This window comes from Oleiphilus sp. HI0128 (assembly GCF_001635365.1).
Window position 1 is genome coordinate 1 of sequence record NZ_LWGG01000124.1, and the last position, 15,296, is coordinate 15,296.

Below are 15,296 nucleotides of genomic sequence, written 5' to 3' on the forward strand. Positions count from 1 at the left end.
CGACTGCGATAAACAGTGCAGTTAAACGTGCCGGTGCCTTGGTTTATATTCGCTTGAAGGGGGCTTAAGCATGCAAGGCTTGATAGCTAATAGTTTGTTCAGCATCTTGTTAACCTTAACGGCTTCATTCAGGGCACCCTTCTTAGCACTGTTTACGGTTTGTTTCCTGAGCTTGGGGGCGAGTCCTGCTTTGGCAGAAAATGCAGAATTTGATTTCTTCAGTGATGCGCCTATCGCTGAAGAGGAATTGGTCATTGTGCCACCCGAAAAAACAGCATGGGAAGACATTGGAGCGCCTATCGCGCTTGTGGTCTTTTTCTTCTTTTCTTGCTTCTTAATCAACTGGTTTTTCCCATTCAAGCAAACGGGTATGGAGTTTGATCTTCACAACCTGCCTATCGCGGCGCAGCGGGGTATTGGTGTAGCGGTCATACTTTATGGCATAGCCTTGGTGTTTGGCGCGATGGAGGCGCATTACCAAGTCCACTTGCATGGTGACGCACCCAGCTATTTTCAGCAAATGGGTGAAGGCAAGCTGATTGCTTTCACGCATGCCCACCTATTTGGCTTCACAACCAGCTTCTTTATCATCGGTATACCTTTCTCTATGCACTTCAGTCGCCTTAAGGTCTATCAATGGATATTTCCGGTTGGGTTGATTGCCTCGTTAACAGACATCATCTCCTGGTGGGGAATGAAGTATATCTCCGGTAACTTCGAGTACATTACCTGGGCCTGTGGTCTCATCTTTAGTGTGTGCTTTATGTGGATGCTTATCGGCCTGGTAAGAGTGCTATTCTTCCCGAAAGTAAAATGGTTCCCTGATTTTATCAACGAAGATAATCAGCGCCGTTTTAAGGAAGAGCATCCTCCTGAATAGAATCAATTTGCTCACAAGCTATTATCATTATGCAATGCAGTCGAATAAGGACTTAACGCTATGAACGACTTTTTTGGAAAGCTATTAAACTATGTTTGGATGTTTTGTCTAAAACTCACAGCCAGCCTACCGTTGATTAAAGAACCTAAGTTATTCGAGGGAGAAAACTCTTCACTTGATTTGATCGATTACATGGCGAGCCAGAAGCATAAAAGCGTACTGATTGTAACGGGTGCTGGGCTAATTCGAAGAGGGCAGGTGCAGCCGATTATTGATCGTTTTGCCGAACTTAATATTAGTGTGACTATTTTTGACCGTGTAGAACCCGACCCGACGTTCAGTATCACGAATGAAGCATTGAATCTGCTAAATGAAAACAATTGCCAAAGCGTGCTAGCGATCGGCGGTGGTTCTGCGATGGACCTTGCTAAAGTCATTGCCTTGAGTGCTTCCAATAAGAAAAAACCAGAAAAACTTACCGGTTATTTCAAAGCACTTAAGAAACCTTTGCCGTTTTACGCTATCCCAACAACAGCTGGCACAGGCTCAGAAGTGACGGTTATATCCGTCATATCTGATAATCAGACTAAAAGTAAAAGCTTCGTTATTGACCCTCGTACAGCCAGCTTAGCCACCGCACTTGATCCAGTATTTATGATTACGATACCGCCTGCGTTGACGGCAGCGACAGGAATGGACGCCTTAACCCATGCTATTGAAGCGTATGTCGGAAGAAATGGTAGTGCTTACACAGACGAGCAAGCCCTCGCAGCTATTCGTTTAATATTCAAAAACCTGCCTATTGCTTTTAAGGATGGAAGTAATATTGAGGCACGAAGTGCGCTGGCATTAGCTTCTTACAAAGCAGGACTAGCGTTTACGAAAGCATCACTGGGCTACGTACATGCTATTTCTCATCAATTGGGTGCGAAGTATGGTGTTGCCCACGGCTTGGGTAATGCAATTGTATTACCGCATGTGATTCAATATTCAGCGCCTTCAATTGAAGTCAAGCTGGCAACGATTGCACAAGAAGTTGGCATCGTGCAACAAGGAGACGACACAAAACAATCAGCAAAGAGAGTGGTAGAGTATCTTTTTGCGTTTAATAAAGCGGTCGATATCCCGGAAACGATTGCTGAGCTTCAAGAAGAAGACTTTCCTTCCATCGTTAAAGATGCCATGAGCGAAGCCTATTTCAATTATCCTGTTCCCAAATTTATGCCAGAACAAGATTGCAATACACTCTTACAGCAACTATTACCAAATACTGTAGCTTGAGGGTGAATTTTTTAGTCCACTTAGACTTGATCCTGACGCTTACTGCTTCGGTCTTTGCATTTGTCATTACTGCATAGACTTTCTTTAAGGAGCCGCAATGAAGAGTCAGGATTGGGTGGGGTGCCAATAGCAATACCGACATATGGGGTATAACCTAGTTCTCATAAATCACTAATACCCCCCAAATGGGCGGGTTAATAAAATACATACTCGCCGTATTATTTTTCCTATTCGTTCTATGACTCACAAAGTAATTAAATACTCCAGGCGGATGGATAGTGAAAATAATAAGATCTCGTAATGCTAAGATGATTGCTGGCGTCTCTGTACTCGCTGGAGTTGGCTTTGTCGCTCTTCAAAGTGAACCAGTACAGGAAACGTCAAAGCTTGGCACCCCCAAGAAAATTCAGGAAATAACCATTGGTGTTGAAGCTCAGTCTTTGGCAGAGACTGCGAACATGTCTCCCGATGACGCGCCTTTAGCTATTGAAGACAGGAATGATCCTTTTGAGGGGCGAGAGGTCAAATATCGCTTCCAGCAAATAGCGTCTCATTTTGCTCAGGAGATTAAATACCCTACTTTTTCGCGCCCGATTCATCAGCAACAGGACTTGGTTGAGTATTTACCCAATCGGGCCGTACAGTCTAGTCGACCGATCAATCTTGATGACGTTGATGGAGAGATACAAGAGGTAGGGCCTCGTATTGCTCTCAAGACCTCTAAGTTTAACTATTACCCTGGCGAACCTGTTGTCGCCGTCGCAGATGTGACAGGCATACAAGCTCGTAACTCTGTGCATGTCACGGGGCTAGTTCGAGTTGGTGGACAGATTGTCGCGAAAAACCAAGGTGTTATTCGCTCAGATGACGGTTCTAATCATGCTCACCAGCAATACAGCTTGCATTTTGATGACCTCAGCAATATTCCTGTGAGCGATCAGGGAGACATGGATGTTGTTGCCGAGTTTACGATTGATGGAAATACCTATGCGATTACCTCATTAATAAGGTACCCCAAGACGGTTGCGTCTATAGAGGGGCTTGGTGAGGTCGAGGTTGAAGGAGAATACCTCAAGATTCCAATGCAGGTGACGACCTCTGCTCCCGGCTTGCATGCCATTAAAGCAAATCTTTATGCTGCTGATTTAGGCACACCTCTTGTGCACCTGAATACGGTTGAAGAGCTCAACTCAGAGAGCGGTGTGCTCTTACTGAAAGCACACATCGCAGCACTTAAAAATATGGGCCATGAAGGGCCTTATGAACTCAGGGATCTTTCGTTTACCAGGGGGGCGTCTGCACCAAAATATACCGTGGAGCAAGGGCTGGTCGGCGCGTCTACATATCCTGTTGCCGGTTTCTCTTTTAGCGAATATGACGACGTTCCATACATCGACGAGAGCGCGCAATCACGTTTGGATTTCTTAAATCAACTAGGGAGTACTCACTAAGGCTAGCAACTTTCTGTAGCAGACAAGCTCTTAAATCACTACTCAACACATAATTAAGCTCTTAAAAATAAAGATAAAAGGACAGGAGAATTATCATGAAGATACTCAAGTATATCGTCGCTTTATGCATGGCGGCGTCTAGCCTTTCTAGCTTCGCAGGTCAAATTGCGGGTAAGAATATTTTACTCATCCAAGGGTATTGGCCCACGCATATTGCCGCTGATCCAGGTGACAACGGTAAGGAAGATGGCTATCGATATTGGGGGACGTCTGAACTATACAACGGCGGTAACGGTATTGTTCGGCATGGAGATGGATCGATCAATCAGACGGCAGACCCACATGCTAGAATTCTTTACTATGATTCAGGTAAACACCTAACTGGACCAGGTAATAATGGTGAGCTTGTTGCCAATCAGTTGCAAGAAATCTTCGCAGACACACCTAACTTTTGTGTTGATGGTTGTGTGTTGGTATTGCACTCAACGGGCGATATCGTAATGCGTTATGTTATGGATCCTCAAAATGCTTCACTGTTGGGTGATTATGCCAATAACTTAAACATTGACGCGGTCATCGCCATGGCGGGTGCCGGTGGTGGTACTGACCTGGCGAACATAGGTGTTGACCTGTTTAATGGTATCAACTACGGCTCTACTATTGCTAATGCTATTTCCGATTGGATTGGTGCAGATATTACATTGCCCAGCACGCGAATTGGTATGACGTATGAATTGCAGCCTGAAATTGCTCGAGGCTTAGCCGCGTCTGGTACGTCTAATTCGATCCCTAACTTGCGTATTGCAGGTACGGGTGATGAGCTTTTTGGTCTCGTTACGCACCCGCTGATTACAGGCGGCGATGACAGTGTTGTACCTCTGCATAGTGCATGTGGCTCTAACAGGGAAGAGTCCATTGATTCATGTGTGTCTGATCTAGCTGTAGATGGACGTGTGAAGTATGTCTCGAAGCACCCGTCTGGTTACTACGATTATTACTACCCCATCATTATGAGTGAGAACACACCTCACAATAATATGCCGCAATCCATTAATATCTGGTCTTTCCAAAACCTATTGGTACTTCCATGGTTTGTTGACGGTCACCCAATGACCTTCGCATTGAGCAATGCAAATCAATACGAAAACAGTGGTAATGCCTCAATCGATGTGGATGTAGAGTATCACCATCACTGGTCATGGTTTAAGAAATATCGGTATATCACCAATGCTTCAAGAAAAAGTATGTCTGAAGTGATACTGGACTCATTTGAGTAGTAGAGTCTGAAATACTTAGTCATGTAAAAAACTAGCATAAGGCTGAATAGAAAATCCGATGATGGCAACATTGTCGGATTTTTTTATGGGCTTTCGTTAAGGCTTAATCAATATTTTTGTGGCCCAGGCTTTAAGGCAATGCGTATATACCTGTTTGTTACCGTTAATAATAAAAAAGGTGTCAGGTCTTTTTTTTCACTGTATTGTTAATGCTCACAAGGTATGAGTATTAACAATGTTAAATATGGATTTTTCGGAAAAGCTGGCTCTCGATACAGCGAAAATGGAATGGGATAAAAGCCCTGCTGCCGGTGTTTGGCGTAAACCTTTGGAGCGAGAAGCTAAGGAATCGGGGCATACCACGAGCATTGTAATGTATGAGCCTGGCTCGTCTTTCTCTGAGCACTTTCACCCAATGGGTGAAGAGATTTTTGTATTGGAGGGCGTATTCTCAGATGAAACAGGAGACTTTGGCGCTGGAACCTATATACGTAATCCGCCTGGAAGCAACCATGCCCCGTTTAGTAAGCAAGGCTGTGTTATCTTGGTCAAGCTGAACCAGTTTTCACTCGAGGATAAAGAACAGGTACGCATCGATACTACTTCTACCTCTTGGCTGCCAGGAATCGGCAGGCTGCAGGTTATGCCTTTGCACGATTTTGAGCATGAGCATGTCGCACTGGTGAAGTGGCCGAGTAATGAGCGTTTTCAGTCTCACCGTCATTTTGGAGGGGAGGAAATTTTTGTCCTATCGGGAAAGTTTTGTGATGAGCATGGCATCTATCCTAAAGGAAGCTGGATACGTAGCCCTCACATGAGTCAGCATCACCCCTTCGTTGAAGAGGAGACGGTCATTTTGGTGAAAACTGGGCACTTACCCGTGCCAATTAACCCTTAGATAATTAAGAGGCGAAAGTATCTCTACACACTAAAACGCTTTTAGTCAGCTCTGCTTAAGTGAGCAAAGTGGAATCTTAGGTGATCTTCTATGAAGCTTTGAATAAAAAAGTAACTATGGTCGTAGCCTTTTTGCATTCTGAGTTCTAGATTCGCGCCGACAGATTTGGCGGATTCTACAAGATTTTCGGGTTTTAGTTGTTCCAGCAGAAAATTATCCTCATCACCTTGATCCACTAATATCGGTAACGCACATCCATGTTCTTTTAACAGCTCGCAACTATCGTATTGTTTCCATGTATTCTGATCCGTGCCAAGGTAAGCGAGAAATGCTTTTTGTCCCCATGGGCAATTGATTGGATTGCTAATAGGGCTGAAGGCAGAGACTGACCGATAAGCTTCTTGATTCTTCAGGGCAATAGTTAAAGCGCCATGCCCGCCCATACTATGCCCGAAAATAGATTTTACACTGGAGGCAGGGAAGTGGCGTTCAACAAGTTTCGGTAGTTCTGTTGCGATGTAATCGTACATTCGATAGTGGGAAGACCAGGGTGGTTGTGTAGCATTTAGATAGAAGCCAGCCCCTAAGCCTAGGTCATAAGAGCCTTCGGGGTCATCGGCAACATCTTCACCACGAGGGCTTGTGTCGGGTGCGATGATAATGAGTCCGAGTTCTTCTGCCAGACGAAAAACACCCGCTTTATGCATGAAGTTTTCATCTGTGCAGGTGAGGCCGGATAACCAGTACATTGCAGGGAGAGGGCTTCCAGTTGATGCCTTTGAAGGTATAAATACCGAAAACCGCATATCACAACCCAAAACATCCGATGTATGTGTGAACTGCTGATAGCAGCCACCAAAGACTCTTGCTTGATTTATTTGTTTTAGTGTCATGTAGCGGTCGCTTAATATTGTTATCTAATAAAATGTCTTAGTAATGAATGACGCTGCGAATACTCTTGCCTTCATGCATGAGATCAAAGGCATTATTAATCTCTTCGAGCGGCATAGTATGCGTAATGAATTCCTGTAAACCGAACTCTCCAGCCAAATACTGTTCAACGATACCTGGCAGTTCAGATCGACCTTTTACGCCGCCAAAGGCAGTTCCGCGCCAAACTCGTCCGGTGACTAACTGAAAGGGTCTTGTTGAAATCTCTTGACCTGCACCCGCAACGCCGATGATCACGGATTCTCCCCAGCCTTTATGGCAGCACTCTAGTGCCTGTCGCATGACATTAACGTTACCAATGCACTCAAATGAATAATCCACGCCTCCATCGGTCATTTCAACAATGACCTCTTGAATAGGCTTGTCAAAATTCTGAGGATTAATACAATCGCTTGCACCTAACTGCTTGGCGAGTTCAAACTTACTTTCGTTGATATCGATGCCGATAATACGACTAGCGCCTGCCATACGGGCACCGATAATAGCGGATAAACCAATACCGCCCAAGCCAAAGATGGCAACGGTATCACCTTGCTGTACTTTAGCTGTGTTCAAGACAGCACCCATTCCTGTTGTTACACCACAACCTAGCAGGCAGACTTCTTCAAGGGGAGCATCTTTGTTTACTTTCGCCAAGGAAATCTCTGGTAAAACGGTATACTCAGAAAAAGTGGAACAGCCCATATAGTGATAGATTGGTTCACCATTCTTATAAAAACGAGTAGTGCCGTCTGGCATCAACCCTTTACCTTGGGTTTCCCGTACGGCCTGGCATAAGTTTGTTTTCCCCGACATGCAAAATTTACATTCACCACACTCAGCTGTGTAAAGCGGGATTACGTGGTCGCCGACTTCGACGCTTGTAACGCCTTCACCGACCATTTCGACAATACCACCACCTTCATGACCAAGGATTGATGGGAAAATTCCCTCTGGGTCTTCACCTGACAAGGTGAAGGCATCAGTATGACAGACCCCGGTTGCAACGATCTTTACCAAGACCTCGCCCGCTTTCGGGTACATAACATCGACTTCTTCGATCTTCAGGGGTGTGTTAGGGCCCCAAGCAACGGCGGCTTTAGATTTAATAAACTGGTCAGTCACAAGGTTTCTCCGGGGGGAAAGATGAAATTCACAATCAGATTAGCTACAAGCCTATATCGGCCGAAGCGTGTTCCAATCTTGACATATTCCTAAACTTTTTCCAGCGCTTTTGTTTTAGGTTGGTGGCTTAATGATCCGCACCAGTTAAAGCGGACGCCCTGTTAAGGTGATCATTGTGGCGACTTCTTTCGCAAGGCAAATGCTCGTTTTAATGTACCTTGGTTAAACCCCTCAATACTCAACTTTTGCAAATATGTTAAGAAATAGATCTGAGACCTTTTTTGTTGATTTGCACCCAAAACTGACCCATTAAACCCAAATATTTGCATCGAATTTTGACCCACGTATAAACCTATCCCTGCTTCAACAAAGGCAGGAGAAAAAGGAGTGATAGACGTGGCTCTATTGAATCAACGGGGTCAGACTCGATTGAACTTCTGTTAAAGAAAATGATTTAGTTATGGATGCTACTTTCTACAAGCGAAAAAAAAGACCAGTTAGATAACTAACTAGTCTTTTTAATGTGGTAGCGGGGGCCGGATTTGAACCGACGACCTTCGGGTTATGAGCCCGACGAGCTACCAGGCTGCTCCACCCCGCATCAATCTCGTCTTGATCAAGGTTTGTTGCCTCAATCAATGTGCGCGTATACTATCCATCGATGTGCTTCCCGTCAAGCCTAATTCCATCTTATTTAATAAAAACGGATTTTTATGTGTTAATTAATGCGGGTGGCGGGTGAATTCACTGTCTGGTGATGATCTGAGTCCAATTGCCGCGATAAAATTGCGTTATGCTTCTACAGAGGAAGCGATTTAAACTACAATATACAGATGTCTTAGTTATACCTATCCCAAGCCGGAGATTCTTGGATGCCCTCAGTTGATGACCTCGTTGCGACCGCGAGGCGTAACGAAATAATCGCTCGTAACCTCTTCGATATAGAAGTTGCGATTATGAACATTACTCGTTGTTCGGACTTCTTTATGGCGCTGGTGTCGCTGGTGCAGGAAAAGTTCGAAATCGAGCATGTGTGGACGGTTTTGACGGAAACGCCTTCTAACGCTCATCTGATTGATACTTTGCGCGAAGCTGAGCGTAAAGCTGATAAAGAAGCGCCTGTCATTCTGCGCACAGTGAGTATGGTGGATTTTCTAGGAGCGACTCAGAGTGTCCGAGAGCCAATTTTGGTTAGTCGTGACATCAAGCGCTATCACTCGCTCATGCCTATTGAAGTGAAACGCAATGCCGAGCCTCACGGTGTTCGTTCGCTGGCTGTATTGCCTATTGTGATTGATAGCAAGGTTGTAGGGGCTTTGATGCTGGGTTCAAACTCCGCCGAGCGCTATAGCCCGAGCAAAGATAGCTTCTTTCTGAAGCAGTTGTCTGTAAAAGTCTCTTTCTCGCTAGCGGGTGTATGGGCAAGAGAAAGGATTAGCTTTTTGGCAACGCGAGATCCGCTTACTTTATTACGTAATCGTAGAGAGTTAGAGGAAACGCTTGATCAAGAGTTAAGTCGTCATGCGCGCCAGAAAGAAGATTTGGCGGTCATGTTTATCGATTGTGATGATTTCAAGATAGTCAACGATACCTGCGGTCATGACTGTGGTGATAGTTATCTCAAGCATGTTGCACATCATCTGAATGAGTTAACACGAAAGAGTGATTTGGCATTCCGCTTTGCTGGTGATGAGTTTGTCGTGTTGCTGCCTCATCAGCGCCAAGAAGGCGCTGATATTATTGCAGGGCGTATTCGCGAGCATCTCTTGAATACGCCTCTCAGAGTCGAGGATAAGGTAATTCCTGTTGTGATTAGTTATGGCGTGATTTCGACAGAATCAATGGATCGAGTCGACTCTAAAATGATGCTTAAAATAGCCGATGAGCGGCTTTATGAAATGAAGCGTCAGAAACCTTCCAAACGAGTAAGTGTTCCTGAAACCCAGGATAATGTCGTGGTTGCCAAGGCTGGCCTGGTGAGTACCGACTAATACTCGCCAAGCTGTCGGTTTTATAGGCTTTTCAATTGCGAACTTTCTGTTCGGTACTGCCCTGGTGTCATACCGGTCCAACTTTTAAAGCTGCGATGAAATGAGCGCCCGTCAGAAAAGCCCAGGTTATAAGCAATATCTTGAATTCCTATTTCGGAGCTTTTCAGAAGTTCGGTCGCTAAGTCTAGTCTGACTTCATTTAACAGCGTTTGATAAGAACTGTCTTCAGCGACGAGTTTTCTCTGCAGTGTTCGTTCGGTCATGTTTAGTTCATTCGCAATGAGTTCTTTTCTTGCGCTGCCTAGATTCAATTGGTGTCGAATGAGTGCTTTGACTTTATCAGCAAAGTTCTCACTAGCCAGGCTAAGGTGAGTCATTTGCTCACTAGCATGAGATTCAAGAGTTTTGAGTAGCAGGTTATCGGGTTGGCGAAGTGAAATAGACAGTAGGTCTTTATTTAGCACAATACCGTTGTGCTGAGCCTCAAACTCAACGGGTGCATTGAAGAAGCGGGTATATTCTTCTTGGAGCTTTGCAGAAGGAGCGGGGCGCCCGATTAGTATCTTTTCAGCAGAGGCATTTTGGTTTGCTAACCAGCGTGCAAAGTTTGTCCACGAAGCCAACACGTTATCGATCATATGAGGCCTGACAATCGGGTCGTCGTAAATACAGTGCCAGCACTGCAAGATGCTGTTCCCTAAATCTTTAAAGCTGGTTGTTCCCATATCCCCGACAAGTCTTTCATAGGGCTGTATTTTATCCATGGCTTCACCGATGGTGGCGCAACTCATAGTGATATAGCCAAGCACACTATAGGAGCCTGGCTGAACAAATTGGCTGGTATGAAGCCCGAGCAAGGGGTCATTAGCGCGTTCGATAAGATGTTTAATAAGAGATTGGAACTGGGTTCCAATAATACGCCCATTTGCACTGGCCAGAACATTCGGGTCGATCCCTGAGTCGAGAATGACTTGATGAGTATCGATTTGTTTGCTCTGAGCATATTGTAAATATTGCTGTACGGCAGGAATGGAAGCAAAGCCCAGGTGTTTCATAATTTACTCTTCTCGCAGGAAGTTTGAGAGCACAAAAAGTGTCACTGACTGAATTTGATGATCATAATGTCTGAAATTGTCAGTGAAATTATAGTTTATTCCGTTATTATTTCGAGCTATGTCTTTCTAGAGTGTTGTCCGCTGTTAAGATGCTGGGCACTTTAAACTAAATTTGAATATATATAGGTGAACGCATGCGTCGTTGGAATGGTTGGGGAGATGAAGCAAACAAAATGGATTTGCCACCTACGGGTGAGCAATTTCTTAGTGATCTAGTGGGTGCTTCCAGCCCTTTAGCGGATGCACAGCTGAGTGAAGTTTTGGCTCAAGTTCCAGAAAGTCGTTTACCTGAGCATATATTGATTGATAAAGACCCGGAACAGCGTCTTCGTCATTCTCGCGGTCAAAGTCTGCCTGACTGGCTTGCCATGAGAAGTGGCCGCTTTGAATTCTTCCCCGACGGCGTTGCTTTTCCAGAAACTAAAGATCAGGTCGCTGAGTTGGTCGAGTTTTGTTATGAACATGACATTATCCTGATTCCCTATGGTGGTGGAACCAGCGTCGCGGGGCATATTAACCCTTTTGAATCTGATGAACCGATACTAACTTTATCGCTAGGTCGAATGACTCGCTTGATAGATTTGGATGAGGAGAGTCAGATTGCTACCTTTGGTGCCGGTACACCTGGGCCTTTAGTTGAATCTCAGCTTCGTTCTAGAGGCTATACCTTGGGGCACTTTCCCCAGAGCTTTGAGCTGTCGACCATTGGTGGTTGGGTAGCGAGCCGTTCTAGTGGACAGCAGTCTCTGCGTTATGGACGCATCGAACAAATGTTTGCTGGTGGTAGTGTCGAAACACCTAAGGGGCGTATGGATATTCAAACCATTCCTGCCTCGGCAGGCGGCCCGGATGTAAGAGAGATCTTTATGGGCTCGGAAGGGAGGATGGGCGTAATCTCTGAAGTTAAGGTACGAGTGACACCTTTAGCAGAGCAAGAAGACTTTTACGTTATTTTCTTCCCTTCGTGGACGCAAGCAAAGGAAGCAGCTCGTTATATGGTTCAGAGTAAGGTTCAACTATCGATGCTGCGCTTAAGTAATGCCGTTGAAACCACGACCCAACTTGCTTTGGCTGGTCACCCTGGCCAGATATCAATGCTTGAAAAGTATCTGAGCTTTAAAGGTGCTGCTGAAGGCAAGTGCATGATGACCTTGGGTATAACGGGGCTGCCTGAGCAGTGCCGCCCTGCCCACAAACTAATGAAGAGCATGATTCGTCGTTATCATGGCGTGTACACCGGTAACTTTTTGGGTAAGAAGTGGGCTGATAAACGCTTTAAGATGCCTTACCTACGCGAAGCTCTTTGGGAAAAGGGCTATGTGGTTGATACCCTTGAAACGGCAACCGACTGGGATAATGTAGATAATCTACTTAATAAAATTGAAGACAATTTACGCAATAGTCTTAGCGCTGAAAATGAAAAGGTCCATGTCTTTACCCATCTTTCACACTTCTACGGCCAGGGTTGCAGTATTTATACGACTTATGTGTATCGAGCCGGTGAGAGCTGCGAGCAAGCTTTAGAGCGTTGGAAGCATATGAAATCTTCTACCTCCGAGATTATCGTCAACAATCGCGGTGCAATCAGTCATCAGCACGGAGTTGGTAAAGATCATGCTCCTTTCCTTCCAAAAGAGAAGGGCGAGTTAGGAATGCACCTCATTAAAACTGCTTTTGCAGCCATGGATGAGAAGGGCTTATTGAACCCGGGAACCCTGATAGAAGATGACAGAGTAAAAAGCCTGTTCGACTAGCTTTTTTGCAAGCTCGGCTCAATTTACGGTCCAAAAAAATTATAACTTTTCAAACTCTCGGCGTGACAGCTGCGATATGACGACGACGGAGGTAAGCCGTGTCACAAGATAAACAATATGCATCCTCTATTGCTTATTGGGCGCCAGGTGGCCGAGCGTTAGCCTTAGATGTGCTGCGCTCTGGAAAGGCTTGGGACTTGGTGATTGTTGGTGGCGGGATTACCGGTGCCGGAATCTATCGCGAGGCTGTCGCGCAGGGTTTGAAAACCCTCTTGATAGAGCAAAAAGACTTTGCCTGGGGGACTTCATCACGTTCATCAAAAATGGTTCATGGCGGACTGCGGTATCTGGGAAGTGGACAATTTTCCTTAGCTAATGACTCGGTCAAAGAGCGTCAGAACTTGATGGATGAGTTGCCCGGTTTAGTTGAGCCTTTGCCATTTATTATGGGGCATTACAAAGGTGTTTTTCCCGGGCCTTGGGTGTTTAACAAACTTTTGGCTATTTACGACTACATGGCAGGGAAGCGCTATCGGCAGTTTTTCAAACGAGGCATATTAGACTTTTTAGTCCCGGGCTTGCTTACCAAAAAGTTAAAAGGCGTCACTCAATTTGCTGACGCTTCTACCGATGATGCTCGTTTGGTTTTACGTGTATTGGAAGAGGGCAATCGCGACGGCGGTGTTGCGATCAATTATCTGCGAGCAGAGCAAGTAAGCAAGGACGAAAATGACAGAGTCACGGGCGTCTTGCTGAAAGACCAACTGAGTGCTGAACAGTTTGAGTTGCAGGCAAATGTTGTCATCAATGCTGCCGGGGTATGGACAGATGAACTTCGACAACAGCTCGGTGAAAACAAAGTAATAAGGCCTCTGCGTGGCAGCCATTTAGTTTTGCCTCAGTGGCGCTTGCCAGTGGCGTATTCTGTGAGTTTTTTTCACCCGAAAGATAAGCGGCCAGTGTTTGCTTTCCCCTGGGAAGGTGTGACGGTTGTCGGGACAACGGACCTTGATCACAAGCAAAGTAGTCGAGACGAGTCCAGCATAAGCGCTGGCGAAGTAGCGTATCTGTTAGCTGCTGTGAATCAGCAATTCCCAAATAGTTTGATTTCTGAAAGCGATGTTATAGCGACGTACTCGGGTGTTCGCCCTGTTGTCAGTAAACATTCTAGCAAGCAAGAAGCTGACTTGAGTAAACCGGCAAAGCCTTCTGATGAAAAGCGTGAACATGTTGTCTGGGATAATCGAGGCATGGTGAGCGTTGCAGGAGGTAAGCTGACGACTTATCGTTTAATCGCCTTGGATGTGCTTCAAACGGCGGCGAGATATTTAAATCGGAAACCTGAAGACTTTAAGTCGAGTACACACTTTCCTGAGACTGACCATGTAATGGCTTCAGCTCATATCAATGCACCTCAGATTCGTAGGCTAAAAGGACGCTATGGCTTTGGCGCAGAACGTATCGTTGAGCTGGTAGATAGGAAACCTGAGTTAGCAGACAAAGTCTTGACTAGTGATACCATATTCGCTGAGCTTGTTTATGCCTGTGAAACTCAACTAGTCGTGCATTTAGACGATCTAATGCTGCGCCGCACTCGTTTAGGACTTGTTCTTCCTAAAGGTGGTGAGGCCGTGCTTACTCGCGTCAAGGCTCATTGTTTGGAAGCTTTAGGCTGGGATGAGCCTCGTTGGGATCAGGAGGCGAGCAGGTATCAGCGTATTATTAGTGCTCATTATTCTCTTCCTGTCGAAGAAGCCAAAAAAGAAGAGCGGGTGGTGTGATGAGCGAGCAGTATATCTTCACCATTGATAACGGTACTCAAAGTGTTCGGGCCATAATATTTGATACCCAAGGTAATTTGATCGCTAAGGGCAAACAAGAGCTCGAGCCTTACTTCTCTAGCCAGCCGGGCTGGGCTGAACAAGATCCAGAGTATTACTGGTCTTCATTAAAAAAAGCTTGCGATAAACTATGGGCTGCAGCTGATATTGATCGTTCCAGGATTATTGCAGCAACGGTCACCACGCAGCGCGGTACGGTCGTTAATGTTGATGAGCAGGGAAGGCCTGTGAGGCCAGCCATTGTCTGGCTAGACCAGCGTAGGGCAGAGGTAAAAGGGGATGTGCCCGGTTTTTGGAAGTGGTTGTTTAAAATCGCCGGGGTTGAAGATGTTGTACATCGATTTCGAGAGAAATCGCAGGCATTATGGATTTCCCAGAGCCAGCCTGAAATATGGCGCAAGACACATAAGTTTCTGCTGTTATCAGGCTATTTGAGCTTTAAGCTAACGGGAGAATTTAAAGACTCTGTTGGTGCCCAGGTTGGTTACATTCCCTTTGATTATAAGAAGTTAAAGTGGGCTGCTGAATCAGACTGGCGTTTTAAGATTTTGCCTTCTTTGTGCAAAGACATGTTACCTGAGCTGGTAGATCCTGGGGAATCATTAGGTGCTTTGACCAAAGAGGCAGCAACTCATTTGGGGCTAGATGAAGGCTTACCTATCATTGCCTCGGCGTCTGATAAAGCCTGCGAGATTATCGGCTCTGGCGGCAACCGGCCTGATATCGCTTGTATGAGCTATGGCACGACAGCGA

General features: G+C 45.5%; 12 protein-coding genes and 1 tRNA gene. 9 read left to right on the top strand and 4 right to left on the bottom strand.

Annotation, left to right across the window (positions count from 1 at the left end):
- The first annotated feature begins 70 nt into the window (after positions 1-70).
- The 5 genes from A3763_RS01615 (at position 71) to A3763_RS01635 (ending at position 5,787) form a co-directional block, all read left to right on the top strand.
- Positions 71-880 carry a hypothetical protein gene (locus tag A3763_RS01615; protein WP_068516514.1) on the top strand — a complete coding sequence of 270 codons (810 nt, stop codon included), beginning with the start codon at positions 71-73 and terminating at the stop codon, positions 878-880.
- Between the two features lie 60 nt (positions 881-940).
- On the top strand, positions 941-2,161 hold the full coding sequence (locus tag A3763_RS01620) for an iron-containing alcohol dehydrogenase (RefSeq protein WP_068516511.1): 1,221 nt from the start codon (positions 941-943) through the stop codon (positions 2,159-2,161).
- Between the two features lie 278 nt (positions 2,162-2,439).
- On the top strand, positions 2,440-3,612 hold the full coding sequence (locus A3763_RS01625; RefSeq protein ID WP_156490166.1) for a hypothetical protein: 1,173 nt from the start codon (positions 2,440-2,442) through the stop codon (positions 3,610-3,612).
- Positions 3,613-3,707: 95 nt separating this feature from the next.
- On the top strand, positions 3,708-4,889 hold the full coding sequence (locus A3763_RS01630; protein ID WP_068516507.1) for a hypothetical protein: 1,182 nt from the start codon (positions 3,708-3,710) through the stop codon (positions 4,887-4,889).
- Positions 4,890-5,124: 235 nt separating this feature from the next.
- Positions 5,125-5,787, top strand: coding sequence for a cupin domain-containing protein (locus tag A3763_RS01635; protein WP_068516504.1), 663 nt, complete (start codon positions 5,125-5,127; stop codon positions 5,785-5,787).
- A 41-nt stretch (positions 5,788-5,828) separates the two neighbouring features.
- Here the strand turns inward: A3763_RS01635 and fghA are convergent, their stop codons facing one another.
- From fghA to A3763_RS01650, 3 genes are all read right to left on the bottom strand, one after another.
- Positions 5,829-6,680, bottom strand: a complete 852-nt coding sequence (gene fghA, locus A3763_RS01640; protein WP_068516502.1) for an S-formylglutathione hydrolase — start codon at positions 6,678-6,680, stop codon at positions 5,829-5,831.
- Positions 6,681-6,717: 37 nt separating this feature from the next.
- Positions 6,718-7,827, bottom strand: a complete 1,110-nt coding sequence (locus A3763_RS01645) for an S-(hydroxymethyl)glutathione dehydrogenase/class III alcohol dehydrogenase (protein WP_197475897.1) — start codon at positions 7,825-7,827, stop codon at positions 6,718-6,720.
- A gap of 539 nt (positions 7,828-8,366) precedes the next feature.
- Positions 8,367-8,443 (bottom strand) — tRNA-Met (locus A3763_RS01650).
- A gap of 271 nt (positions 8,444-8,714) precedes the next feature.
- On the opposite strand from A3763_RS01650, the gene A3763_RS01655 reads away from it, so the two are divergent.
- The gene (locus A3763_RS01655; RefSeq protein ID WP_068516496.1) at positions 8,715-9,833 is read left to right on the top strand and encodes a sensor domain-containing diguanylate cyclase; all 1,119 of its coding nucleotides are present in this window, start codon (positions 8,715-8,717) and stop codon (positions 9,831-9,833) included.
- Between the two features lie 20 nt (positions 9,834-9,853).
- Here the strand turns inward: A3763_RS01655 and A3763_RS01660 are convergent, their stop codons facing one another.
- Positions 9,854-10,888, bottom strand: coding sequence for an AraC family transcriptional regulator (locus A3763_RS01660; protein ID WP_068516490.1), 1,035 nt, complete (start codon positions 10,886-10,888; stop codon positions 9,854-9,856).
- Between the two features lie 194 nt (positions 10,889-11,082).
- On the opposite strand from A3763_RS01660, the gene A3763_RS01665 reads away from it, so the two are divergent.
- The 3 genes from A3763_RS01665 to A3763_RS01675 form a co-directional block, all read left to right on the top strand.
- Positions 11,083-12,702 (top strand): FAD-binding oxidoreductase, encoded by a 1,620-nt coding sequence (locus tag A3763_RS01665; RefSeq protein WP_068516487.1) that lies wholly within the window; start codon positions 11,083-11,085, stop codon positions 12,700-12,702.
- A gap of 98 nt (positions 12,703-12,800) precedes the next feature.
- On the top strand, positions 12,801-14,483 hold the full coding sequence (locus tag A3763_RS01670; protein ID WP_197470275.1) for a glycerol-3-phosphate dehydrogenase/oxidase: 1,683 nt from the start codon (positions 12,801-12,803) through the stop codon (positions 14,481-14,483).
- On the top strand, positions 14,483-15,296 hold an 814-nt coding region (locus A3763_RS01675; RefSeq protein ID WP_255375540.1), incomplete at its 3' end, for an FGGY family carbohydrate kinase. The genes A3763_RS01670 and A3763_RS01675, both read left to right, overlap by 1 nt.